The 24,391-nt window shown below is 59.0% G+C and carries 23 protein-coding genes and 2 tRNA genes; 16 read left to right on the top strand and 9 right to left on the bottom strand.

The genetic code is table 11. The annotated features are described in order from the left end of the window. Nucleotides 1-4 precede the first annotated feature (4 nt). Nucleotides 5-1,516, top strand: a complete 1,512-nt coding sequence (trpE, locus tag AC2FFD_RS19120; RefSeq protein WP_480684224.1) for an anthranilate synthase component I — start codon at nt 5-7, stop codon at nt 1,514-1,516. A gap of 60 nt (nt 1,517-1,576) precedes the next feature. On the opposite strand, the gene AC2FFD_RS19115 is transcribed toward trpE, so the two are convergent. Next, on the bottom strand, nt 1,577-3,010 hold the full coding sequence (locus AC2FFD_RS19115) for a divergent polysaccharide deacetylase family protein (RefSeq protein WP_496873855.1): 1,434 nt from the start codon (nt 3,008-3,010) through the stop codon (nt 1,577-1,579). 198 nt (nt 3,011-3,208) lie between these two features. Between AC2FFD_RS19115 and AC2FFD_RS19110 the strand changes: the two genes are divergently transcribed. The 6 genes from AC2FFD_RS19110 (at nt 3,209) to lexA (ending at nt 8,034) form a co-directional block, all read left to right on the top strand. Further along, nucleotides 3,209-3,790, top strand: coding sequence for an anthranilate synthase component II (locus AC2FFD_RS19110; protein WP_170344150.1), 582 nt, complete (start codon nt 3,209-3,211; stop codon nt 3,788-3,790). Next, the gene (gene trpD, locus AC2FFD_RS19105; protein WP_170344149.1) at nt 3,787-4,806 is read left to right on the top strand and encodes an anthranilate phosphoribosyltransferase; all 1,020 of its coding nucleotides are present in this window, start codon (nt 3,787-3,789) and stop codon (nt 4,804-4,806) included. Before AC2FFD_RS19110 ends, trpD begins: the two co-directional genes overlap by 4 nt. Beyond that, nucleotides 4,803-5,615 carry an indole-3-glycerol phosphate synthase TrpC gene (trpC, locus tag AC2FFD_RS19100; RefSeq protein WP_257600809.1) on the top strand — a complete coding sequence of 271 codons (813 nt, stop codon included), beginning with the start codon at nt 4,803-4,805 and terminating at the stop codon, nt 5,613-5,615. Before trpD ends, trpC begins: the two co-directional genes overlap by 4 nt. Continuing rightward, entirely contained in the window at nt 5,615-6,088 is a 474-nt protein-coding gene (moaC, locus tag AC2FFD_RS19095; RefSeq protein WP_425078324.1) for a cyclic pyranopterin monophosphate synthase MoaC, read from the top strand. Before trpC ends, moaC begins: the two co-directional genes overlap by 1 nt. Further along, on the top strand, nt 6,085-7,257 hold the full coding sequence (locus AC2FFD_RS19090; RefSeq protein ID WP_496873854.1) for a molybdopterin molybdotransferase MoeA: 1,173 nt from the start codon (nt 6,085-6,087) through the stop codon (nt 7,255-7,257). Before moaC ends, AC2FFD_RS19090 begins: the two co-directional genes overlap by 4 nt. 78 nt (nt 7,258-7,335) lie before the next feature. After that, nucleotides 7,336-8,034, top strand: coding sequence for a transcriptional repressor LexA (gene lexA, locus AC2FFD_RS19085; protein WP_152458099.1), 699 nt, complete (start codon nt 7,336-7,338; stop codon nt 8,032-8,034). Here the strand turns inward: lexA and AC2FFD_RS19080 are convergent. Continuing rightward, nucleotides 8,028-10,076 (bottom strand): ComEC/Rec2 family competence protein, encoded by a 2,049-nt coding sequence (locus tag AC2FFD_RS19080; protein ID WP_496873853.1) that lies wholly within the window; start codon nt 10,074-10,076, stop codon nt 8,028-8,030. The two genes, lexA and AC2FFD_RS19080, sit on opposite strands and share 7 nt — an antisense overlap. Before the next feature lie 78 nt (nt 10,077-10,154). Between AC2FFD_RS19080 and gltX the strand changes: the two genes are divergently transcribed. Next, the gene (gene gltX / locus AC2FFD_RS19075) at nt 10,155-11,555 is read left to right on the top strand and encodes a glutamate--tRNA ligase (RefSeq protein ID WP_496873852.1); all 1,401 of its coding nucleotides are present in this window, start codon (nt 10,155-10,157) and stop codon (nt 11,553-11,555) included. A 121-nt stretch (nt 11,556-11,676) separates the two neighbouring features. Continuing rightward, nucleotides 11,677-12,972, top strand: coding sequence for a citrate synthase (gene gltA / locus AC2FFD_RS19070; RefSeq protein WP_171115733.1), 1,296 nt, complete (start codon nt 11,677-11,679; stop codon nt 12,970-12,972). 136 nt (nt 12,973-13,108) lie between these two features. Here the strand turns inward: gltA and AC2FFD_RS19065 are convergent, their stop codons facing one another. Continuing rightward, entirely contained in the window at nt 13,109-14,176 is a 1,068-nt protein-coding gene (locus AC2FFD_RS19065; protein WP_425078329.1) for a PA0069 family radical SAM protein, read from the bottom strand. 270 nt (nt 14,177-14,446) lie between these two features. Here AC2FFD_RS19065 and AC2FFD_RS19060 point away from each other — a divergent pair, with 270 nt between their 5' ends. The 3 genes from AC2FFD_RS19060 (at nt 14,447) to AC2FFD_RS19050 (ending at nt 17,066) form a co-directional block, all read left to right on the top strand. Next, nucleotides 14,447-15,145, top strand: a complete 699-nt coding sequence (locus AC2FFD_RS19060; protein ID WP_152458104.1) for a corrinoid protein — start codon at nt 14,447-14,449, stop codon at nt 15,143-15,145. 146 nt (nt 15,146-15,291) lie between these two features. Beyond that, a complete protein-coding gene (locus AC2FFD_RS19055) occupies nt 15,292-16,329 on the top strand; it encodes a Hint domain-containing protein (RefSeq protein WP_496873851.1) in 1,038 nt (345 codons plus the stop codon). Nucleotides 16,330-16,406: 77 nt separating this feature from the next. Further along, a complete protein-coding gene (locus tag AC2FFD_RS19050; protein WP_170344139.1) occupies nt 16,407-17,066 on the top strand; it encodes a DUF1638 domain-containing protein in 660 nt (219 codons plus the stop codon). 2 nt (nt 17,067-17,068) lie between these two features. Here the strand turns inward: AC2FFD_RS19050 and AC2FFD_RS19045 are convergent, their stop codons facing one another. Continuing rightward, nucleotides 17,069-17,479: a SufE family protein gene (locus AC2FFD_RS19045; RefSeq protein WP_496873850.1), complete on the bottom strand. Its 411-nt coding sequence runs from the start codon at nt 17,477-17,479 to the stop codon at nt 17,069-17,071. A gap of 139 nt (nt 17,480-17,618) precedes the next feature. Between AC2FFD_RS19045 and AC2FFD_RS19040 the strand changes: the two genes are divergently transcribed. Next, on the top strand, nt 17,619-18,149 hold the full coding sequence (locus tag AC2FFD_RS19040; protein WP_170344137.1) for a hypothetical protein: 531 nt from the start codon (nt 17,619-17,621) through the stop codon (nt 18,147-18,149). Nucleotides 18,150-18,155: 6 nt separating this feature from the next. Here AC2FFD_RS19040 and rnd read toward each other — a convergent pair whose 3' ends face one another. The 3 genes from rnd to purM all read right to left on the bottom strand — a co-directional run bounded on the left by rnd (nt 18,156) and on the right by purM (nt 21,067). Further along, nucleotides 18,156-19,313 carry a ribonuclease D gene (rnd, locus tag AC2FFD_RS19035; protein ID WP_170344136.1) on the bottom strand — a complete coding sequence of 386 codons (1,158 nt, stop codon included), beginning with the start codon at nt 19,311-19,313 and terminating at the stop codon, nt 18,156-18,158. Nucleotides 19,314-19,427: 114 nt separating this feature from the next. Next, the gene (gene purN, locus AC2FFD_RS19030; RefSeq protein WP_496873849.1) at nt 19,428-20,024 is read right to left on the bottom strand and encodes a phosphoribosylglycinamide formyltransferase; all 597 of its coding nucleotides are present in this window, start codon (nt 20,022-20,024) and stop codon (nt 19,428-19,430) included. After that, nucleotides 20,021-21,067, bottom strand: coding sequence for a phosphoribosylformylglycinamidine cyclo-ligase (purM, locus tag AC2FFD_RS19025; protein ID WP_257598794.1), 1,047 nt, complete (start codon nt 21,065-21,067; stop codon nt 20,021-20,023). The genes purN and purM overlap by 4 nt, the downstream gene beginning before the upstream one ends. 108 nt (nt 21,068-21,175) lie before the next feature. Here purM and AC2FFD_RS19020 point away from each other — a divergent pair. Then, nucleotides 21,176-21,252, top strand: a tRNA-Ile gene (locus AC2FFD_RS19020). A gap of 53 nt (nt 21,253-21,305) precedes the next feature. On the opposite strand, the gene AC2FFD_RS19015 is transcribed toward AC2FFD_RS19020, so the two are convergent. Together AC2FFD_RS19015 and AC2FFD_RS19010 are read right to left on the bottom strand one after the other, a co-directional pair. After that, nucleotides 21,306-21,863, bottom strand: coding sequence for a hypothetical protein (locus tag AC2FFD_RS19015; RefSeq protein ID WP_170344133.1), 558 nt, complete (start codon nt 21,861-21,863; stop codon nt 21,306-21,308). A 98-nt stretch (nt 21,864-21,961) separates the two neighbouring features. Beyond that, nucleotides 21,962-23,281, bottom strand: coding sequence for an ATP-binding protein (locus AC2FFD_RS19010; RefSeq protein ID WP_257598795.1), 1,320 nt, complete (start codon nt 23,279-23,281; stop codon nt 21,962-21,964). A 44-nt stretch (nt 23,282-23,325) separates the two neighbouring features. On the opposite strand from AC2FFD_RS19010, the gene AC2FFD_RS19005 reads away from it, so the two are divergent. Continuing rightward, nucleotides 23,326-24,240 (top strand): MBL fold metallo-hydrolase, encoded by a 915-nt coding sequence (locus tag AC2FFD_RS19005; RefSeq protein WP_496873848.1) that lies wholly within the window; start codon nt 23,326-23,328, stop codon nt 24,238-24,240. A gap of 76 nt (nt 24,241-24,316) precedes the next feature. Further along, a tRNA-Asn gene (locus AC2FFD_RS19000) sits at nt 24,317-24,391 on the top strand.

The following is a 24,391-nucleotide window of genomic DNA, read 5'->3' as shown; positions in this document are numbered from 1 at the left end:
CGATATGGCCCTGACACCCGATTTCGAAACCTTCGCGCGCGCCTATGAAGCGGGCGAAAACCAGGTTGTTTACACCCGTCTGGCCGCCGATCTGGACACACCTGTGTCACTGATGCTCAAGCTGACGGGCGCGCAGAAAGACGCGTTCATGCTGGAATCGGTGACAGGCGGTGAGGTGCGTGGCCGCTATTCGATCATCGGTATGAAACCTGATCTGGTCTGGCGCTGTCGCGGCGAAACATCTGAGCTGAACCGCTCGGCCCGTTTCGATTCCGAGGCGTTCTCGCCTCAGGATGGTAACCCGATGGACAACCTGCGGGCGCTTCTGGCCGAAAGCCGTATAGAATTGCCCGATGACTTGCCGCAGGCCGCTGCCGGGCTGTTCGGGTATCTGGGATATGACATGGTTCGGCTGGTGGAACACCTTCCGAATGTGAACCCCGATCCCCTGGGTCTGCCCGATGCAATCATGCTGCGCCCGTCTGTCATCGCGGTGCTGGATGGGGTCAAGGGTGAGGTAACAGTGGTGTCACCCGCCTGGGCCAGTGACGGTCAATCGGCCAAAGCTGCGTATGCGCAGGCGGCTGAGCGTGTAATGGATGCGGTCCGCGATCTGGAACGTGCCATGCCCGCAGAAACCCGCGATCTGGGTGACGCACGCGAAGTCGCCCCACCGGTGTCGAACTTCACCAAGTCCGGCTATATGAAGGCGGTTGAAAAGGCCAAGGAATACATCCGCGCGGGTGACATTTTCCAAGTTGTTCCGGCTCAGCGCTGGACGCAGGATTTTCCGCTGCCGCCATTTGCTCTCTACCGGTCCTTGCGGCGCACGAATCCGTCACCCTTCATGTTCTATTTCAACTTCGGCGGTTTCCAGGTCGTGGGCGCAAGCCCCGAGATTTTGGTGCGTGTGTTCGGCAATGAAGTCACCATTCGCCCCATCGCAGGCACCCGCCCCCGAGGCGCGACGCCAGAAGAAGACAAGGCGAATGAGCTTGATCTGCTGGCCGACAAGAAAGAACTGGCCGAGCATCTGATGCTGCTGGATCTGGGTCGCAACGATACCGGTCGCGTATCAAAGATCGGAACAGTACGCCCGACCGAAGAGTTCATCATCGAACGCTACAGCCACGTGATGCACATTGTGTCGAACGTGGTGGGCGAACTGGCCGAAGACAAAGACGCGCTGGACGCTTTCTTTGCCGGGATGCCTGCGGGCACCGTCTCGGGCGCGCCCAAAGTGCGCGCGATGGAGATCATCGACGAGCTGGAGCCTGAAAAACGCGGCGTTTATGGCGGCGGCGTCGGCTATTTCAGCGCGGGCGGCGACATGGACATGTGCATCGCCCTGCGCACGGCCATCGTGAAAGATCAGAAACTCTATATCCAAGCCGGCGGTGGCGTCGTTTACGACAGCGATCCCGAAGCCGAGTTTATGGAAACCGTTCATAAATCCAACGCCATACGGCGCGCAGCAGCTGACGCCGCCCGGTTCACCGGGAACGGAAACGGCTAAAAAAAAACAGGGGCGGCCGATCAGATGATCACCGCCCCTTTTCGTTGCTTTCTGCACTGGTCACTGCACGTTTTTCATCATGACTGCCGAGATCGGAGCCATTGCCACGCGGTTGCCCCGATCTTCCAGCCCCCACAGCAACAGGGCTGAAATCGTCTCGGGACGCACGCGCCCCAGCATGACCACTGTCCCTTCCTGACCGGCACGGAAAGCGGCCTGATCCAGGAACCTGCGCATGATTTTGGGGTCCTGCCGTGCGCCGTCGATATCGCGGAAAACGACACTGGACGGAATTCCGTTTCGCGCCGCCAGTTTCTGCACGGTGTTGAGCCCATTGTCCTGCGTAATCAGCCCACGACCGGTTCCCGCAGCAATCGCGGCGACCTGATCGGCCAGTTTGCGATTGCCCTGAATCCCGCTGTTCACACCTTCCAGAATACCAACCGTTTCCGGCAGGGTATCCAGCCAAACCGACAGCGACACCTCGGCGTCCTGTGCACTTGCCGCCTCGGGCAGATCCGCCAGTGCCAGCACCTCGAACCCGGCCTTGCGATGACGTGCCATCTTTTCTGCCGCATCAGGGTCCGATGGGTTCACGGCGAAGCTGATCGGATACGGAAAGTCCTGCAACGCCTCGGACCCGAATGAACCCTCGTCATCAATCAGAATGATCGACATCAGCGGTTTGGATTCGGGGTTTTCGAACTTTGCCGCAAAACGCTCGATCGGCTTGGCCGATTTCGGCTGTTCTGCCGAGGCCTGTTCCACGACGGGTTCATCATCGCGTTCCGTCAACGGTACGACGCGTTTCCCGATGATCGAGCTGGCACTTGCTTTCTGCTCACCCCCGATCTGGGGCAGCGCAGCGATGCGCGGCAGTTCACGTGGCATGGTGTCTTCATCGCCTTCCACGGCAATCGGGCTGTTTTCAAAGGGGTTCTGTTCTTCGGCCTCTGTCGACTCTGCCTTCGGTTCTGGCGCTGCCTGTGGCAGAGGATCCGGTTCGGGCGCAAGCGCGGCCATCTCGGTGTTTTCGGGCTCTGCTGGCGGGGCCGGTGTTTCATCAATGACCGCAGGCAGCACATCGTCTGGCTGAATCGCGGGAACCTGACTTGGCTCTGGCAGGGCGGCGGGTGCTTCGATCACGAATGACACTTCATTTGCATCTGCTGATTCCGGTTGGATCAATTCGTCCGTTGCGGCGCCGACAACTGGCTGGGAATCGACTGATGTTTCCAGACTCGACAGATCGGCAAGATCCTCGCTGGCGTCATCGGCGGCTTCTGGCGCACGCGGGGCCAGTTCCACCAGATCGGCGTCAGAACCGGCCTCAGCCACTTCAGCCGGAGCTTCGGGCGTTTCAGAAATCGTCGGTGCCGGTGCTTCGGTTGCGACAACCGGGGTATTCACCATCGGCGTCTTGAGAGACACGACCGCGCCCAAGATCAAAACAACGATCGCGCCCGCGACCATTCCTCCGAAAAATCCGCCCATTTTCCTGCCTTTCGCCTCTTTCCTCTGCCTCGTCCAGCTCTGCGCCATCTGGTGTGGCGCTCGGCCAATTGAACGCGTCAGAAACGGTATGTCCTCTTGACGCTGCCGCTCAAGCCTGAGCATGTATGTGCGGACATTATACCGTGGCCCGGGGCTGCATCGCCAGCCCGAAATGCCCAAGCGAAGATAAGTGCCCAAATGCTGCTGCTGATCGACAACTACGACTCGTTTACCTACAATTTGGTACATTATTTAGGCGAACTTGGTGCCGAAATGGTCATTCGCCGAAATGATGCGCTGGATGTGCAGGAAGCGATTGCCATGAACCCTGCCGGCATCCTACTGAGCCCTGGCCCCTGCGATCCGGATCAGGCGGGGATTTGCCTGGCACTGACACAAGCTGCGGCCGAAACCAAAACGCCGCTTTTGGGGGTTTGCCTGGGCCATCAGACCATAGGTCAGGTGTTTGGCGGCAAGGTGGTTCGATGCCATGAGATCGTTCATGGCAAGATGGGCACGGTGAAGCACACCGGCAAAGGCCTGTTTGCCGGACTGCCCTCACCCTTTGAAGCAACCCGATACCATTCGCTGGTGGTCGAGCGCGAGACCCTGCCCGATTGCCTCGAGATCACGGCCGAGCTGGACGACGGCACCATCATGGGGCTGCAACACAAGGAATTGCCGATCCACGGTGTGCAGTTCCATCCGGAATCCATCGCATCCGAGCACGGCCACGCCCTTCTCAAGAACTTCCTGCAAGAACTGAAAGTCCCGGCATGAGCGACGCGCTTAAACCGCTGATCGGAGCCGCAGCCGATCGTCCTTTGACACGTGCCGAGGCCGAAAAGGCCTTTGCCATATTGTTCGATGGTGAAGCCACGCCCAGCCAGATCGGCGGTTTGCTCATGGCCATGCGGACACGCGGCGAGACGGTCGATGAATACGCCGCGGCGGCGGCCGTGATGCGCGCGAAATGCAATGCCGTGAACGCACCCGAGGGGGCGATGGATATCGTCGGCACCGGTGGCGATGGCAAAGGCACCCTGAATATTTCGACCGCGACCGCTTTTGTCGTGGCCGGTGCCGGAGTCACGGTCGCGAAACACGGCAATCGCAACCTGAGCTCCAAATCCGGCGCGGCGGATGCATTGGGCCAGATGGGAATCAACGTCATGGTTGGCCCGCAAGTCGTTGAAAATGCTCTGAAAGACGTTGGAATCGGCTTCATGATGGCGCCAATGCACCACCCTGCCATCGCCCATGTGATGCCGTCCCGGCAAGAACTGGGAACGCGCACGATCTTCAATATTCTCGGCCCCCTGACCAACCCAGCTGGCGTCAAACGGCAATTGACCGGTGCCTTCAGCCGCGACCTGATCCGCCCGATGGCCGAAACGCTTGGCCTGCTGGGCTCGGACCGGGCCTGGCTGGTGCATGGCTCGGACGGGACGGACGAGCTCACGATTACCGGCATCAGCTGGGTCGCCGCTCTGGAAGACGAGATGGTGAAAGAGGTCGAACTGCACCCCGAAGACGCTGGTCTTCCCGTGCATCCTTTCGAGGACATCATCGGAGGCACGCCCGAGGAAAACGCCGTTGCGTTCCGGGCTTTGCTGGACGGTGCCCCGTCAGCGTATCGTGACGCGGTGCTGCTGAATTCGGCCGCCGCTCTGGTCGTCGCCGAAGCGGCAAATGATCTGCGCGAAGGCGTGGCCATGGCTGCTGAAAGCATCGACAGTGGCAATGCCAAAAACAAAATCACGGCCTTGGCCGCCAAGACACAGGAAGCCGCATGACCGAAACCGTTCTGGACAGAATCAAAGCCTACAAACTGGAAGAGGTCGCGGCGGACAAGGCCCGGAAATCTTTGGAAACACTGGAAGGTGAGGCACGGGCCGCCTCGGAGCCCCGTGGCTTTGCCAATGCGCTGCAACACGCCTCGCGGCAAGGCTATGGCCTGATCGCCGAGATCAAGAAAGCCAGCCCGTCCAAGGGGCTGATCCGGCCGGATTTCGACCCGCCCGTTCTTGCAAAGGCTTATGAAGATGGTGGCGCGACATGTTTGTCCGTCCTGACCGACACCCCCAGTTTTCAGGGCAAGAAAGAGTATTTGACGCAAGCACGCGAGGCGACATCCCTGCCCGCTTTGCGCAAGGATTTCATGTACGACCCGTACCAGGTGGTCGAAGCTCGCGCCCTGGGGGCGGACTGTATTCTGATCATCATGGCCTCGGTCAGTGATGATCAGGCGGCTGAACTGGAAAACACTGCATTCGATTGGGAGATGGACGTTCTGATCGAAGTCCACGACGAAGCAGAGCTTGAACGCGCGGCACAGCTGAAAAGCCCGTTGATCGGTATCAACAACCGCAATCTGAAGACCTTCGAGACAACGCTCGACACGACGCGCCGCCTGTCCAAGCTGGTGCCCGCCGATCGCACCATCGTTTGCGAAAGCGGATTGGGCACGCCAGACGATCTGAGGGACATAGCGCGGTATGGGGCCCGCTGCTTCTTGATCGGAGAAAGCCTGATGCGCCAGGACGATGTCGAAGCCGCAACGCGCCATATCCTGTCCAACCCGCTGATCCCCGGAGTGATGTGATGCCGCTGACCCATTTCGATGCCCAAGGTCAGGCGCATATGGTCGATGTCTCGGACAAGGACGTGACAGATCGTGTCGCCGTCGCCGCAGGTCACATCAAGATGGCGTCAGAAACCTTTGAAATCATTTCGGAAGGCCGCGCTAAAAAAGGCGATGTTCTGGGCATTGCCCGTTTGGCCGGCATCATGGGTGCAAAGAAAACGCCGGACCTCATTCCGCTGTGTCATCCTTTGCCGGTGACCAAAGTGGCGGTCGAGCTTACACTTGACCCGGACCTGCCGGGTGTTCGGATCCAGGCCACCGTCAAGACCTCGGGCCAGACCGGGGTCGAGATGGAAGCGCTGACCGCCGTATCGACAGCCGCGTTGACGGTATACGACATGACCAAGGCCGTAGATAAGGCGATGGAGATAGGCGGCATTCGCGTTCTGCTTAAAGATGGCGGCAAATCAGGGCGTTACGAGGCGAAATGATTACTGTCGAAGAGGCGCGCGCCCTGTTGTTCGATCTTTTGGGGCCATTGCCGGCGGAAGAGGTTCCACTGGCCCAGTCTGCGGGGCGTGTTCTGTCGCGGGACGTCACGGCCACGCGGGATCAACCGCCTTTTGCCGCCTCTTCCATGGATGGCTATGCGGTCAAATCTGACGAGGTCGAACTGCACGCCATGTTCAAAATCGTGGGCGAGTCAGCGGCCGGGCGTCGTTTTGAGGGCGCTGTAGGCCCCGGGCAGGCCGTTCGCATCTATACCGGCGCCCCTGTACCCGAGGGTGCGGATTTCGTTGTGATTCAAGAAGATACGGACCGCCGCGGCGATCTTCTGACAATCACGGACACACCCGGCGCCAAAACCAACATTCGGCCCGCTGGCGTGGATTTCAAGGCTGGCACGTCCATATCGGCCCCGCGTTTGATCCGCGCGGAAGATGTGGCCTTGATGGCCGCTATGAACATCCCCCGCGTCCCGGTTTCGCGCAAACCCGTGATCGCCCTCATCTCGACAGGAGACGAGTTGGTCATGCCCGGGGAAGAACCCGGCCCGGATCAGATCATTGCCTCGAACACGTTTGGCCTGAAGGCAATGCTCGAAGGATTGGGGGCTGTGGTGCGCGTGCTTCCGATCGCGCGGGACACTGTTTCGTCGCTCGAAACGGCCTTTGGCCTTGCGCAGGGGGCGGATCTGGTTGTGACGATCGGCGGGGCGTCGGTTGGCGATTATGACCTCGTGTCGGACGTCTCGCAGGGGTTGGGAATGAAGCAATCCTTCTACAAGATCCGAATGCGCCCCGGAAAACCCCTGATGGCCGGTCGTATCGGCAACGCGGCGATGGTCGGGTTACCGGGCAATCCGGTCAGCGCCATGGTCTGCGGCTATCTGTTTCTGGCTCCGATGGTGCGCCGGATGCTGGGGCTTGAACAGGTGCTGCCCCCCTTCCGCACGGCCCGGCTGAGTGGTCCTTTGCCCGAGAATGGCCCGCGTGAGCATTATATGCGCGCCGTGGTGACGGATGCCGGTATCGAGGCTTGCGCAGATCAGGACAGTTCGCTTCTCAGTGTACTGGCCCAGTCCAACGCGCTGTTGGTCCGCGCCCCACACGATCCGGCGCGCGACATCGGGGAAATGGTCGAATACCTGCCGATCTGACCTGCCCTCAAATTCGTTGACACAAAACGTGAACATGCGTAGAACAAAAGAAAACGCATGAGCGACGAGGTGTGAGCGATGCTGACCAAGAAGCAATTGGATTTGCTGGAATTCATCCACAAACGCGTGCAGGCGGACGGTGTTCCGCCCAGTTTTGATGAAATGAAGGCTGCTCTCGACCTGCGGTCGAAATCCGGCATTCACAGGTTGATCACCGCATTGGAGGAACGCGGGTTTATCCGCCGCCTTGCCCATCGCGCTCGGGCCATTGAGATTGTGAAACTGCCCGAAAGCCTTGGCGGCGAGCCAACGGCCGGCTTTACACCCCGCGTTATCGAAGGTGACAGGCCCAAGGGTCCCCGCCCTGCGAACGTGGAGCCTGTATCGGTGGACGCGCTGGAGCTGCCAGTCATGGGCCGGATCGCAGCCGGTGTTCCCATCGAAGCAATCAGCCATGTTTCGCATCACGTGGCCGTCCCCGGCCCCATGGTTTCGGGACAGGGTCAGCATTATGCATTGGAAGTTCGCGGTGACTCGATGATCGATGCCGGCATCAATGACGGTGATGTGGTCGTCATCCGGGAAACCTCGACCGCGGATAACGGCGACATCGTGGTTGCTCTGGTCGAAGATCAGGAAGCGACCCTCAAGCGGTACTTCCGCCGCGGCAATGCAATCGCGCTGGAGGCTGCAAACCCGGCCTATGAAACGCGCGTCCTGCCCGAAGAGAAGGTCAAGGTTCAGGGCCGGTTGGTCGGACTGATCCGCACCTATTGAGCCTGCTTGGAATGACGGTCCCCGGCAGGTTTCGGGGACCAAAGCCGATGGCCGGTCATGTCTGCGCTTGAGGTCAGCTTTCCGTTCGAAACCGACAGGCTGCCGGTTTCGTACAACCGTTCCGGATCGAACACCCCGCACGGACCTTGCAGGGCAAGCGCAACAGCCGAGATGATGATCTGGTTGTCCCGACATTCGTCAAACGCGCGCGCCGCCCTTTTTCCGGTGATATGGATGATCTCATAGTCCTTCAGCGGGTAACGTTGAACGATGCTGCCGTCCGGCCATCTGAGCGCCGCCTCGATCTGATCAACGCCGTCTCCGTCATTTTCAAGCCAGACACCGGCGACAAACCCACTGCCTTTGCTTTTGCTGAGAGCCCTGCCCTTGTCGGTCATCACGCCGACCAACCCGCCGTTTTCAGCGATCAGAACATCCGGTCTGTGACCCGAGTTCCAAAGCATAAATGCCAGGGCAACAGGTACTGCTCCGGCCCATCGTGCTTGTCCCTGCCACAAGGCCATCCACAAGGCGCCGAATGCGACCAGTGGCAGGATGTACCATGGCGGGCTGACCACAAAACCCTGCGCCCCCTCAAGGTGCGACACCCAGTCGGAAACCGTAAGGATCCAATGCAATGCCCACCCCATGACGGTCAGGGCAAGTGCCTCCAGTCCAAACGGGGCCAGAAATGCAGCGACGACGGCAGAGGGTACGACGAGAAGCCCCATGACGGGAACGGAAAGCAGGTTTGCCAGCAGACCGTAATGGGACATCGTATTGAAATGCGCCGCACCAATGGGGGCTGTCGCAAGACCTGCAATTGCGGATGACATCACCACGCCAACGACCGGTTTCAACCAGTTTGGGCCGGGTAACGGGCCTACCTCTCGCAACGCTCCGAAGACGGCGACCAAGGCTGTGGTTGCGGCGAACGACATTTGAAATCCGGGGCTCAGCAGCGACTCGGGTCGAAGAACCAGAACGATCACGGCGGCAACAGCAACCGCACGCAGCGAAATCGCGCGTCGGTCGATCAACACGGCCCCCAGCATGACGCTGACCATGACAAAGGCCCGTTCGGTTGCAACGTTCCCCCCGGACAACAACAGATAAAGGGTTGCGGCACAAAGCGCGAGCACAGCGGCCACTTTCCGAACCGGAAGTCGCAACGCCACAGGAGGGCACAGCGACAGACCCAATCGGCAAGCCACGAACACGAAACCGGTCAGAAGCCCCATGTGAAGCCCGGAAATGGCCAACAGATGCGCAAGGTTGGACGCCCGCAAGGATGAAAGCGTCTCCTGCCCCATCCCGCTGCGATCTCCGGTGGTGACGGCCGCGGCAAATCCACCGATTTCTCCGGGCAGGATCTGCCTGACCCGCTGCGAAATGGCCATGCGGATCGCAGTGACCCGAATGCCGGCGATCCCCTCTGTCGCGGGTGCGATGGTCATGACCGGGACGCGGGTATAGCCGACCGCGCCCAATCGTTGAAACCAGGCATGGCGGCGAAAGTCGAACCCTCCGGGCTCGACCGGGCCTTGCGGCGGCGAAAGATGACCGGTGGTCATAATGCGCTGCCCCGGTGCGATAGTGCCCGCCGGACCATGAACGGAAAGACGGATGCGCTGCGGCCTGCGCTCCTGAGGCACATCCCCTATGCGTACCTGATCAAGCGTCAACCGCAACGCATCCGAGGCAGACCGATCCATGGCGACGACCCTCCCCTCGACAGGGCCATAATATCGCCACGACAGAACCGGTTCCGCCACCATATGGGCGCGAACGCCTGCCAGAATGAAACCGGCAGCGATCAGCGCCCCCCCGATTGCCAACGTTCCCACCCCCGGTGGCAGCCGGCGGCGCAAGGCGACTAGAGCAATTCCAAGACAGACAAGACCGGCATAAACTGACCGATCCGGCTCGACGCGGACGCCGAAATAAAGACCAATCCCCGTCGCCAGCAAAACCGGCGTCCAGGGGAAAAGGTAGCCTGTCTGGTGCAGCAGCGCGGCCTCGACCCGTGCAAGAACACGCATGGTTGCCCCCGTCCTTCGGGCTCGTTAGACAGGCGTCAAACTATGCCAGATACGGTTACCAAAAGGTTAATCCTCACCATGACTGAACAGGTCGTCACTCGTTTTGCCCCCTCGCCCACCGGTTTCCTGCATATCGGCGGCGCGCGCACTGCATTGTTCAATTGGCTGTATGCGCGTGGTCGGGGTGGCAAATTCCTGCTGCGGATCGAAGACACCGATCGCGAACGTTCGACACCCGAGGCGACCGCCGCGATCCTTCAGGGCATGGCCTGGCTTGGCCTTGATCACGACGGTGATGTGATCAGCCAGTTCGAAGGGGCCGCCCGTCACGCCGAAGTCGCGCATCAGTTGCTGGCCGAGGGCAAAGCATACAAATGTTTCTCGTCTCAGGAAGAAATCGCGGCTTTCCGGGACCAAGCGCGCAGCGAAGGGAAATCAACCCTGTTCCGCAGCCCATGGCGGGACGCCGATCCCTCGACACATCCGGACACACCTTTTGCCATACGCATCAAGGCACCTCAGGACGGGGTGACCGTGATCCACGATCAGGTTCAGGGCGATGTGAGCATCCGCAACGACCAGTTGGACGACATGATTCTTCTGCGCTCGGACGGAACACCCGTCTACATGCTGGCAGTCGTCGTCGACGATCACGACATGGGCGTCACCCATGTCATCCGCGGCGACGATCACCTCAACAATGCCGCGCGGCAAATGATGATCTACGAAGCCATGGGGTGGGACGTTCCGGTCTGGGCGCATATCCCGCTGATTCACGGGCCTGATGGCAAGAAGCTGTCCAAACGCCATGGTGCGCTTGGAGCGCAGGAGTATCAGGCCATGGGCTATCCCGCAGCCGGGATGCGCAATTACCTGGCCCGGCTGGGCTGGAGCCATGGCGACGATGAGTTTTTCACGGACGCGCAGGCAAAGGACTGGTTCGATCTGGATGGGATCGGCAAAAGCCCTGCACGGTTCGATCTGAAAAAGCTTGAAAACCTGTGTGGACAACATATCGCAATCTCGGACGATGCTGCATTGCGGCAAGAGATCGAAGCATATCTGGCCGCAGCAGACCTTCTGCCCCTTACTGAGACACAATCCAGTGATCTGGAACGTGCGATGTATTGCCTCAAGGACCGGGCGCGCACCTTCCCTGAACTGCTTGAAAAGGCTCATTTTGCACTGACAAGCCGCCCGATCGCTCCGGATGAAAAAGCCGCAAAGGCGCTGGCAACTGTATCCGATGGTATACTGACGGAATTGACGCCGCATCTGCAAAATGTTAGCTGGTCGCGGAACGAACTGGAGGAGGCACTGAATTCCTTTGCCGAGTCAAAGGAGCTCAAGTTCGGCAAGCTGGCCGGTCCGCTGAGGGCCGCTCTGGCGGGTCGTGCCGTTACGCCTTCGGTTTTTGACATGATGCTTGTGCTGGGACGGGAAGAAACCCTGGCGCGGCTTTCTGAAGCAGCGAAATAACCCAAGCTTCATAAACGGGTAACGCTGCTCCGCTAACACCCGGACTGCGCGTTCACGCGCAGTCATTGCCCGTATCACCGGAGGTATCTCTGGCGTGCGCATGAATGAAGAAGGGACAACCATGACTGAAAGCAACAAAACTGCCACTCTGACCGTTCACGGCAAAGAGTACGAGTTGCCTGTTCATTCTCCGACCGCTGGTCCGGATGTCATTGATATCCGCAAGCTTTATGGTCAGGCCGGCGTCTTCACCTACGATCCCGGATTCACTTCGACCGCAAGCTGCGACAGCACCATCACCTATATCGACGGCGAAAAAGGCGAGCTGCTGCACCGGGGCTATCCGATCGACCAACTGGCCGAGAAATCGCATTTCCTCGAGGTTTGCTATCTTCTGCTGTACGGAGAACTGCCGGCGGCAAAGGATCTTGAGAAGTTCGAGACCACGATCACACGCCACACCATGCTGCACGAGCAGATGCAGTATTTCTATCGCGGTTTCCGCCGTGACGCGCACCCGATGGCCATCATGGTCGGCGTTGTCGGCGCGATGTCGGCCTTCTATCACGATTCAACGGATATCTCGGACCCGCAGCAGCGTGAAATCGCATCGCATCGCCTGATCGCCAAGATGCCGACAATTGCTGCATGGGCCTACAAGTACCACACCGGTCAGCCTTTCGTGTATCCGCGCAACGATCTGGACTATGCGTCGAACTTCCTGCGCATGTGTTTCAGCGTCCCTGCCGAGGAATATGAGGTCAACCCGATCCTCAGCCGCGCCATGGACCGTATCTTTACGCTGCATGCGGATCACGAACAGAATGCCTCGACATCGACCGTGCGTCTGGCGTCGTCCTCGGGGGCAAACCCGTTTGCCTGTATCGCCGCCGGCATCGCCTGCCTTTGGGGTCCGGCTCATGGCGGCGCAAATCAGGCCTGCCTGGAAATGCTGGAAGAAATCGGCACCGTTGATCGCATTCCCGAGTTCATTGCCCGCGCCAAAGACAAGAACGATCCGTTCCGCCTGATGGGCTTTGGTCACCGCGTTTACAAGAATTTCGACCCGCGCGCCAAAGTGATGAAGCAATCGGCAGACGAGGTTCTTGATCTGCTGGGCGTTGAAGACAACCCGAAATTGCAGGTTGCCAAGGAACTGGAACGCGAAGCGCTGGAAGACCCGTACTTCGCCGATAAAAAGCTGTTCCCGAATGTCGACTTCTACTCGGGCATCATCCTCGAAGCGATGGGTTTCCCGACCTCGATGTTCACGCCGATCTTCGCCCTGTCACGCACTGTTGGCTGGGTCAGCCAGTGGAAAGAGATGATCGCCGATCCGCAAAACAAAATCGGCCGCCCGCGTCAGCTGTACCTGGGCGAAACGCTGCGCGATTACGTGGACATCGAAAATCGCTGATACGCGCCTCACGAAGATCTGTTCCGAAGGCCCCGGTACTGCCGGGGTCTTTTTGTTTTGGGTTGAAGCAATGAGAGCGCGAAGACCCGGTATTTTCCCGCGCAAGACAGCAGCGGACATGCCGGGGCGCATGACCTCAGAACAGGCTCAGTTGGTCTCCGGGCTGCGGCGGCACCGCAAACAAGTCGCAACGCAACGGGGCCGATCTTACGGACAGCCCCAGACGTTTGCAGGACTTCAAAAACCTTTGAGCGATGATCCCGGCATACTCACCCTCGCCCCGCATTCTGTGCCCCCAACGCGGATCGTAATCCCGCCCCCCATGCATTTCCCGCAGTTTGGACATGACCTTTTCCGCCCGCGAAGGCTCATGATCGGCAAGCCAGCCCTGCCAAAGCTGCGAAACCTCGCGCGGCAGGCGCAACATGATCCAGCTAGCGGCATCCGCGCCAGCCTCTTTCCCGGCTTCCAGCAGGCTTTCAAGTTCATGATCCGTCAGCCCCGGCACGATGGGTGACGTCATAACGCGCACCGGAATGCCCGCTTCCGTCAACGCTCGGATCACGCGCAGCCGCCGAAGTGGCGACGGTGCCCTTGGTTCCATCCGGCGGGACAAATCCGCATCCAGCGTGGTCAGCGAAATGCCAACACGTACCAGCCCCCGGCCTGCCATGTCTGCAAGCAACTCCAGATCCCGCTCTATCAGAGTACCCTTGGTGACGATTGCGACCGGGTGATTGAACGCACTCAAAACCTCAAGGCATGACTTTGTAATCATGTGCTTTTTCTCAATCGGCTGATACGGGTCCGTATTCGTACCCATTGCAATCGGCGCGACTTTGTAGGATCTGGCGGACAATTCCTTGCGCAGAACATGTCCCATGTTGGGTCGTGCGATCAGGCGGGTTTCGAAATCCAACCCTGCCGATAACCCAAGATACGCGTGGCTGGGCCGCGCAAAACAGTAAACGCAGCCATGTTCACATCCCCGGTACGGGTTGATCGACCGATCGAAGGGCAAGTCAGGGGATCGGTTGTAAGCAATAGCGCTGCGCGCAACCTCTTCACGTGTCTCGGTACGCAGCGGCGGCAATTCTTCTTCAATGTCCCACCCGTCTTCGGTTGCCGTGGTGACAAAACGTTCAAACCGACCAGCTTCGTTCGTCGTTGTTCCTCTTGCCTTGATCGTCCGCGCGATGTTCATGTCAGCTTGTTCTTCTTTTGTTCCTCCCCGAACATAGAGGGGGCGCCAATTTGGCGCAAGCCCCGCCAAATCACCAACGGATTGAACCGAGTTGAAAACTCCGCAGGATGATCTTGCAGACTTTTCTATCGAGCCCCCGCTTTTTTTGTCTTATAGGTCGGTCCCGAAACGACCGACGTCGCAATCGTCACAGTCAGGATGCGACGTTTTGGCCAAAACGGAAAAAATGCCACCACGGGCCGATTGCCCGCCCAGCACAGGGAACACCCCATGTCCGACGAAGAAGACATCGTCCTGTCCGAACTGAATGATGACGAACTGGTCGAGCAGATGTTCGACGATCTCTACGATGGCCTGAAGGAAGAGATCGAAGAAGGCACCAACATCCTGCTGGAACGCGGATGGACACCTTATGACATCCTGACCAAGGCTCTGGTTGGCGGTATGACCATCGTGGGCCATGACTTCCGCGACGGCATCCTGTTCGTCCCCGAAGTTCTGCTGGCCGCAAACGCGATGAAGGGCGGCATGTCCATTCTCAAGCCGCTGCTGGCCGAAACCGGTGCACCGCGCGTCGGCAAGATGGTCATCGGCACCGTGAAGGGCGACATCCACGACATCGGCAAGAACCTTGTTTCTATGATGATGGAAGGCGCTGGCTTCGAAGTTGTCGATCTGGGCATCAACAACCCGGTCGAAAACTACCTGGAAGCGCTGGAAAACGAACAACCCGACATTCTGGGCATGTCGGCCCTGCTGACCACTACGATGCCTTACATGAAAGTGGTCATCGACACGATGGTCGAACAGGGCGTCCGCGACGATTACATCGTTCTGGTCGGCGGCGCGCCCCTGAATGAAGAGTTCGGCAAGGCCATCGGCGCGGATGCTTATTGCCGCGACGCAGCTGTTGCAGTGGAAACCGCCAAGGAATTCGTGGGCCGCAAGCACAATCAACTGGCTGGCTAAGACCCGGAAAATACTGATAGAAAGGCCGTCCAATCCGGGCGGCCTTTTCGATTCTGAAGCGCTTTGTCACCGGAAGATCCGGATTATCCAATTGTAAACCAAAGCAGGTCTAAAAGAACGAGGCATCCACATCGCAAGGGGGTCTCGTGCCGACTACGTTCACAGCCATCTCGCTCGGCAAGCTTGCCGATATCGACAGTTTCGAAGGCAACAACACAGCTGAAAACGCTTCGGCGCTTGTGGGGAAAACCTTTGGCGGGTCCGACGATCCGCTGGCTCACAACAGCGTCACCTGGAGCGCAGTCGGCAATCCGGGTTCGTACTACAACATGAACAACATGTCGGCCAATGATCGGTTTTCGATCGATGGCGGGCCGCCTCAGACATTCGATGGCACTTCGGTCTACAACGCCACGATCACCTATTTTGACGGATCAACTGCCAGGATTACCGCAGTTGTGGCGCAGGATGTGGATGGCAACACCTATCTGATGCCGGAATTCTCGGACAATTCGGACCAAGCCGCTTTGGAGGCTGGCCCTGTCCGCTCGATCACACTCAACAGCCTTGCCGGAAACCGGTATTCAGGCCTGACATCCCGCCGTGAGGATTGGGATCTGGTTCCCTGCTTTACCCCCGGAACGATAATCCGCACCGAGCAAGGCGCACGACCGATTGAAACCCTGTCCGTCGGCGACCGGATCGAAACCCATGATCATGGGCTGCAAACCCTGCGTTGGATGGGGCGGCGAACCGTCAAGGCAACGGGTCCGCATGCGCCTGTTCTTTTCAAAGCGGGCGCCATCGGAAACACGCGCGACCTTATGGTGTCACAACAGCACCGCATGCTGATTGGGGATTGGCGTCTCGAGCTGCACACCGGACATAGCGAAGCCCTGGCGCCTGCCAAACATCTCGTGAACGGGTCCGACATCATGCTGCGGCCCGGAGGGGTGGTGACCTACATCCACCTGCTGTTCGACCGCCACGAGCTGCTCTGGGCCGAAGATTGCCTGAGCGAGAGCTTTCATCCCGGCGCGCAAATCTGGGACAGTCTCGGTTCCGCCGCACGGCAGGAAATCCAGTCGCTGTTTCCGGAACTGACGTTGAATGGGCTTGCCGCGTACGGCCCGCTGGCCCGGCCCCTGTTGACCGTGTTCGAAGCGCATGCGTCGGCAGCCTGACATGAGATGTCGGATCGGGGCTTGCCCAATGGCCGCAATCATCCTCCTATGGGAACAGCCCCGTAGGATACCAAGTGATGTCAAACGAATCCCTGCCAGATGATGCAAGCCTGACCACGAAAGGTTATGACGATACAGGCAAGGGAAGCATCCTGTTGATTGCCTGCGGCGCTCTTGCGCGCGAAATACTGGATATCAAAACACGGAATGGCTGGGATCACATGGCTCTGACCTGCCTGCCGGCGATCCTGCACGTTCACCCGGAACGGATCACCCAGGCCGTGGAAGACGCAGTGGCCAGGCATCAGGGCAATTTTGACAAGATCTACATCGTTTACGCCGATTGCGGGACCGGGGGGCTGCTTCAGGCCGCCTGCGAAAAACTTGGGGTCGAAATGGTGAAGGGCCCCCATTGCTATTCCTTCTTCGAAGGAAACCAGGCCTTTGAGGACCGCAGAGAAGACGAAACAACCGCGTTCTATCTGACAGATTTCCTGGCCCGGCAATTCGACGCTTTTGTCTGGAAGCCTCTTGGCCTGGACCGCCACCCGGAACTGCGTGACATGTATTTCGGCAATTACACCAAACTTGTCTATCAGGCCCAGATCGACAGCCCAGAGCTGACGGAACGCGCGCGCGAGTGTGCAGACCGGATGGGGCTTGAATTCGAACGCCGGTTCACCGGTTACGGCGATCTGGAAAACACGCTGTCGGACTGGGCAAACCGCCCAAAATGAGGTCAGGCGTTTTCCTGTGCGACCTGTCGGATGCGTTCGATCATCGACCGCAGGCCGTTTGAGCGCTGAGCGGACAGGTGATCGTTCAGCCCAAGGCGTGCCAGTTCAGCCCCCGCATCGACTTTGGGAACTTCGGCCACGGGCAAACCGTTGTACAAGGACCGAAGAACAGCGATCAGGCCACGCACGATCAGTGCATCGCTGTCACCATCGAACTTGAAGACGCCGGAATCGATCATCGGATGCAGCCAGACCTGACTGGCGCATCCATGCACTTTTGTCGCCGGAACCTTGAATGCGTCGTCCAGCGGCTCCATCGCCTTGCCCTGCTCGATGACATGGCGATACCGATCTTCCCAATCCTCGAGAAACTCGAAATCCTCGACAATCTCTTCAAAGGCGGGCGTGGCCATGATGCGGTGATCCTTTGGTTGCATTCACAATTGTGACCTAAGCCGGTCGCTGGCCACTGTCCAGCCCCCGCGGTGGCTTTTCAACGCGAAGAAATTGCGCTAACCCATTGCCTGAACTCGTATGAAAGTCTGTGGGTCCATGCAAAAACCTCTGTCCGTTCTCATCATCGCCACGCTGACCCTGACTGCATGCAGCAGCTGGCGTGACTCTCGGGTGAACCCGTCAAACTGGTTCGGATCCAGCAGATCTGTCGAAGCCGAAACACCGCCCGACCCAAATGCCGCCGACGCGCTGGTTCCGAAGCAAAGCGAAGGTACCGGTCTGTTTTCACGCCCCGATGCCGAAGACACCAGCATTCCAATTGGTCAGATCGACGAATTGCGCATCGACCCGACCCCCTCCGGCGCGATCATCTATGCGTCCGGCACGGCTGTCCGACAGGGGGCGTACAATGCGCGTCTGGTTCCTGTTGAAAAGGAAGAAAACCAGAAGAACGGAACTTTGGAATTTGTGTTCCGCGTGAACTACCCCAGCTATGAGACACCGCAAGGGTCGGAACGTACTCGGATGGTATCGGACGCCATCAATATCTCGAATCAGGAACTGCAAGGTATTCGGCTGGTCCGCGTGGTCGGACAGCAGAACGCACTGGAATCACGGCGCCGGTAAGCGCCGTTACAGGGACACGACCTTGACCGACTGTCCTTTGGCCGCCAGGGCAATCTTGCCTTCGCACAGTTTGAGAGCATCCTCGCCAAAGACCTCGAACCGCCATCCCGACAAGGCTGGAACATCCCGCTCGCCGGCCGCAATCTGATCCAGGTCCGAACTTGTGGCGATCAATTTCGCCGCCACACCTGAACTTTCGGTCTTGGACTTCAGCAGAACCCTCAGCAGGTCAGCCAGCGCCGGATTGACCTTGAGCTTGTCACGCGAAGTGTCGACCTTGGGCAATTTGTCGGGCGGGCAATTCGCGCCACGCTGGACTGCGGCCAGAATACCTTCGGCGATCGCCCCTTTGCGGGCTTCGCGCAGCAACAGGCGGGATCCGCCCAAATCCGAATGTGTTTTGGGTTTGGTCGATGCCAGCTCGATCAGCGCGTCGTCTTTGAATACGCGGTTCCGGGGCACGTTGTTTTCCTGCGCATAGGCTTCGCGAAACTGCGCCAATTCCCGCACTACGGCCAGAAACTTGGCCGAGTTCGTACGCGTCTTTACCCGCTTCCATGCGTCCTCAGGGCGGATGTCATATGTGGCAGGCTGTGTCAGCGTCCGCAATTCTTCGGCAACCCAATGGCTGCGCTGCGTCTTTTCAAGTTCTGCGGCCAAGTATTCATAGATCCCGCGCAGATGCGTCACGTCTGCCAGAGCATAGTTTTTTTGAGCATCGGTGAGAGGACGACGGGACCAGTCGGTGAACCGAGAAGTCTTATCAACGCCTTGTTTGCAGATTTTCCGGACCAGAGTTTCATAGCCAACCTGTTCGCCGAACCCGCACACCATCGCTGCGACCTGTGTGTCAAACAGCGGCTTGGGAAAGACGCCGGCCTCGACCCAGAAAATCTCAAGGTCCTGGCGGGCGGCATGGAACACCTTGACCACGCTTTCGTTCCGGAAAAGATCGTAAAGCGGGTCAAGCGACAAGCCATCGGCAAGCGGATCAACCAGAACAGCGCTGTCTTCATCCTCGGACGGAACCGCCAGCTGCACCAGGCACAGCTTGGAGTAATACGTCCGCTCGCGCAGGAATTCGGTGTCGACCGTAATATAGGGATAGCCTTCGGCGGCCTTGCAGAAATCGGCCAGCTCTTGCGTCGTCGTCAGGGTTTTCATGCGCCGTACTAGTATCGCTCTTGTTTTTGTGCCTGCCCGTTTTTGTCCTCGTCCCGAGCGTTGTCGACGACCATAGGCCGATTATTGCACGGGTGTAAATCACCCACCGAGCGTTCACGGCAACAGGACGGGCGACCTGTTGCCTTCTGCAAAGCGCCGCAGCACCTCGGGGTAGAGTTTGTGTTCCCACACCAGCTCCCGCGCAGCCAGCGATTCCGGTGTATCATCGGCTTGGATCGGAACCCGTGCCTGGCCCAGAATCGGACCATCATCCAGTTCCGCCGTCACTTCGTGCACCGAGCAGCCGTGTTCGGAATCTCCGGCCTCAATCGCGCGCGCATGAGTGTGTAACCCTTTGTATTTTGGCAATAATGAAGGGTGGATATTCAGCATCCGCCCTTGAAACCGAGACACGAAATCCGCTGTCAGCACCCGCATGAAGCCAGCCAGGCAGACAATGTCGGGTTGCGCCTCTTGCAGGGGCTTCAAAAGCTCGACCTCAAAGGCGGCACGGTCCCCCTTGAAGGGGCGATGATCAACCACTGCGGTCGGAATGCCACGGTCCGCAGCTTTTTTCAGCCCGCCTGCCTGCGCATCATTGGACAGCACCAAACAGGGCCGCGCCGGATGATCTTTGGTCATGCTGTCAACCAGCGACACCATGTTCGATCCGCCCCCGGAGATCAGGATCGCGACGCGCTTGTGACTCACAGCAGTTTGCCCGAATAAGCAACGCCGGGCGTTTCCGTGACGGTACCGATCCGAGCGACGGTTTCACCGGCATCCGCCAGCAGGGCCGACAGGTCATCCGCCTTGTCTGCGGCGCACACGACGATAAGGCCGATTCCGCAATTGAAGGTCTTGAGCATTTCCGCCTCAACGATACTGCCGGTCTTCGCCATCCAGCCAAAGACAGGGGGCAGATTCCAGCTGTCCAGATCGATCCGGGCCCCCAGCCCTTGGGGCAGCACGCGCGGAAGATTTTCGGTCAACCCACCACCGGTGATATGCGCCAGCGCGTGCACACCACCCGCACGAACCGCTGCCAAAGCCGGTTTCACGTAGAGGCGTGTGGGCGTCAGCAACGCCTCACCCAGGTTGCCCTCACCAAAGGGTGATGGCGCGTCCCAGCCCAGACCGGACAGTTCGACCAGCTTGCGCACAAGCGAATAGCCGTTGGAATGCACCCCGTTCGAGGCCAGACCCAAAAGGACGTCGCCGGCTTGAACGCCCGCGGGCAGTTCTGCGCCGCGTTCCATCGCACCAACCGCAAAACCGGCCAGATCAAAATCGCCATCGGGATACATTCCCGGCATCTCGGCGGTTTCACCACCGATCAGGGCGCAGCCAGACTGCGCACAGCCTTCGGCAATCCCTTCGATGATCCGTGCCGCCGTATCGGTATCCAGCCTGCCGGTCGCGAAATAGTCGAGGAAGAACAGCGGCTCGGCCCCCTGGCAGATCAGGTCATTGACGCACATGGCCACCAGATCGACCCCGACCCCGTCCACGACACCGGTATCAATCGCGATCCGCAGCTTGGTGCCCACACCATCCGTCGCACCGACCAGGATCGGGTCCTGGTACCCGGCAGCCTTCAGATCGAACAGCGCGCCGAATCCACCCAGGCCACTCATCACACCGGGGCGGTTGGTCCGCTTGGCGGCGGGTTTGATCCGATCGACCAGGGCGTTGCCCGCGTCGATATCCACACCTGCATCGGCATAGGTGATTCCGTTTTTACCCGCTGTCATGTTCGGTCCCTCAAGAAAGCTTTGCGGGCGGGGTTAGTCGATTGTGGCGTTTGTTGCAACGGTCAGGCTTGACGCGGCTGTTCACCGTGATACCCAAGGCGCCGAGGCGGGCCTGTAGCTCAATTGGTTAGAGCAGAGCGCTCATAACGCTTTGGTTGGGGGTTCGAGTCCCTCCGGGCCTACCATTTCGCCGAAACATCCGGGAGGGTTGTTGCCGTCTGGACGTTGATGCGCTGGCTTATCCGTCCGAATCTTCCAACCCAAAATAGGCGTCGAGCTCCTCTTGGGTTACTTGCCATTCATAGGAATAGCCGTCGCGCCCACCAAAGCTGTAATCCTCGTAACTGCCGGACAGGCCCGGATCTTGATGCACCGCCTCCAAATACGTCTCGAATTCAGCAGGATCGACCCAGAACGAAGCATCCATGATCATCATGTAATAATCATAGGCGAGAGGCTCATCGAACTTGCCGAAATCATTCTGCAAATAGTCCAGCATTTCAGCGCAAAATATCGCCATATTGGCACGCACCTGAACCGGAAGAGGTGCCAGATCCTCGTCGCCATCCACCACGTCTTGCTGCGACGCATGCCACAACTCGGATGCCAACGACTCGATCAGGTCGGACCGCAACCATTTCAGACATGTATCGCCTGCCCCGATAAAACCGGTCAGACGCTCCACCCGTCTTTCATCGGTTTCGTCATACCACTGCCAAAGAGGCAGCAGGGCCGCAAGTGTCGCGCACCCGACAAACCCCCTTTCGGCCAATTTCACGAATCCTGCGATAACCATCCTATGCGCCCCCCAAAAAGCAAAAAACTATGGGGACAGGATGCCATGGCCAGACAAATTAACAAAATTGAACCCAATGCGAAGACATAACAGGGGGTCTATCGTCCGATAATAATGTCCGCGCAGAGCCCGCCGAGACGTTCGCTTTTGCCCAGACGCAAAGTACCGCCATGCGCGCGCGCGACATCCGCCACGATCGCAAGGCCCAAGCCCACGCCACTGCCCTTGTTCTGATTGCGTGCCGGGTCGAGTCGCGTGAAAGGCTTTACCGCCTCGGCGCGTTGGTCGGCAGGTATTCCGGGGCCGTCATCCTCAACGCGGATGCGCATCGATTTCGCGTTCAGAAACAGGCTCAGCTCGGCCCGGCTGCCATAGCGCATGGCATTACCAATCAGGTTTTCCACCGCCCGGCGTACAGCCATGGGGCGTATCATGACCGTCCCCTGCCCCTCGACCGCGATCAGCTCTGCCTGATGACCGGCCCGTTTTGCGTCATCCACGATCTGGCGGAGAAATTCATCCGGCTGGACCTCTTCCGCCGATCCTTCGGCAGCCCCACGCGAAAAATCCAGAAACGCATCCAGCAAGGACTGCATTTCCGTGACATCCTTTTGCAACGGTGCGGCCTCGTCTTCCGGCAACATCGACAGCCCAAGCTTCAGACGCGTCAGTGGGGTGCGCAGATCGTGGCTGACACCCGACAGCATCAACGTCCGCTGCTCGATCTGGCGTTCGATCCGGGACCGCATGTCCAGAAACGCATTTCCCGCCGCGCGCACCTCGATGGCTCCACCGGGTGAATACGGAACGATTCGTCCCCGCCCGAATGCCTGGGCCGCATCAGCAAGGCGCGTGATGGGGCGCAATTGATTCCGCATGTAAAGAAACGAGATCGTCGTCATGATGACCGCAAAGAACACCATGGTGACAATCAATTGATGCGGGGCCGCGGGCGACAACCTGCGCCGATCGAACGTCAATTGCAGCAGCCCCAGATGCGTCTTCAGATAGACCCGCGCCTCTTTGCTGCTGGGCAAAGCCACGGCGTCAAGATTGGGCAATCTGGCATACAGTTCGGATTCGACCTGCGGTGCGATGAAATCATACCATCGCCGCGCGCCGATCTCGGGCTGTTCGTTGACGCCCAGAAACCTGGCCTTTATTTCAAGGGCCTGCAAATCCGGGCGAATCGACGCCAGCGCCTGTTGTTGCGTTTCCGCGTCCTCGATCATTGTCGTGATCAGCATCACCTCGCGGGATGCCGCGCGCGTCATCTGGCCGGTGACATCCTCAAGATGCCTTTGAAGGAAAGCGTTTCCCACGACCAGCAACAGCACGATCACAGGTAAAACCAGGATCAGCGCTGCCCGGGCGTAGAGACTGCGAGGCATATAAGGTTTGAGCCAGTGCGAAGACATGCGCTAAACCTAACGGGCTGCCCGGACAAGAGAAAGAGCACAGAATGCAGGCATCAGATGATTTCGATCCGCCCGTCGGCAAACCAGAGGAACTGCATCCGGGTTTGCGGCGTATTCTGGCTCCGAATCCCTCTCCGATGACCTATCGTGGCACCAACACGTACCTGCTGGGTGATCGCGACCTTGCCGTCATCGATCCAGGCCCCGCAAGCGAGGCACATCTGAACGCAATTCTGGAGTCGTTGGCGCCAGATCAAAGGATCAGCCATATCATTGTCACGCATACGCATGTGGACCATTCACCTTTGGCCGCTCCGCTGGCGGCGCGCACAGGGGCGACGATTTATGCTTATGGTGGGCCTGAGGCGGGGCGCAGCGCCGTCATGACCGATCTTGCCGCGCAGGGGCTGACCGGCGGCGGCGAAGGCATCGACACCACGTTTCGCCCTGATGTCGAAGTGGCGGATGGTGAGTTTATCAATGGCGACGGGTGGCAGCTTGAGGTCATTCACACTCCGGGCCATCTGGGCAATCACATTGCTCTGGCCTGGCAGAACATCTGTTTCACTGCGGATCATGTCATGGGTTGGGCCAGCTCGTTGGTGTCTCCTCCGGATGGTGATCTGACCGACTTCATGGCTGCCTGCCATCGGCTGCGCGCGCGCGACTGGTCGGTTTTCCACGCCGGCCATGGCGCACCGATCACCAGCCCTGCAGAACGTTTGGACTGGCTGATTGCACATCGCCAGACCCGCGAGGCCCAGATCCTGAGCGCACTGGAAGATGCAGACGGCACGGCACGGCATCTGGCTGAGCGCATCTATACGGATACGCCATCGGCATTGCTGCCTGCGGCCGAGCGGAATGTTTTCGCTCATCTCGTTGATCTGACAGGAAAAAACAAAGTGGCGCCCATTGGCCCACTGTCAGTTTCATCTGTTTTTCGACGGGTTTGCTAAAACAGCAAAAAATTTTGATGGTTCTCGTACTTAACCACTGGACGTCCGGAATCGGGGTTGCTATATGCGCCTCAGTTCCGGCGTAGCTCAGCGGTAGAGCAGTTGACTGTTAATCAATTGGTCGTAGGTTCGATCCCTACCGCCGGAGCCA

The organism is Ruegeria sp. YTSC002, assembly GCF_059609845.1.
Note: the sequence above shows the minus strand (reverse complement) of the source record. Positions and strands in the feature narration are given on the sequence as shown.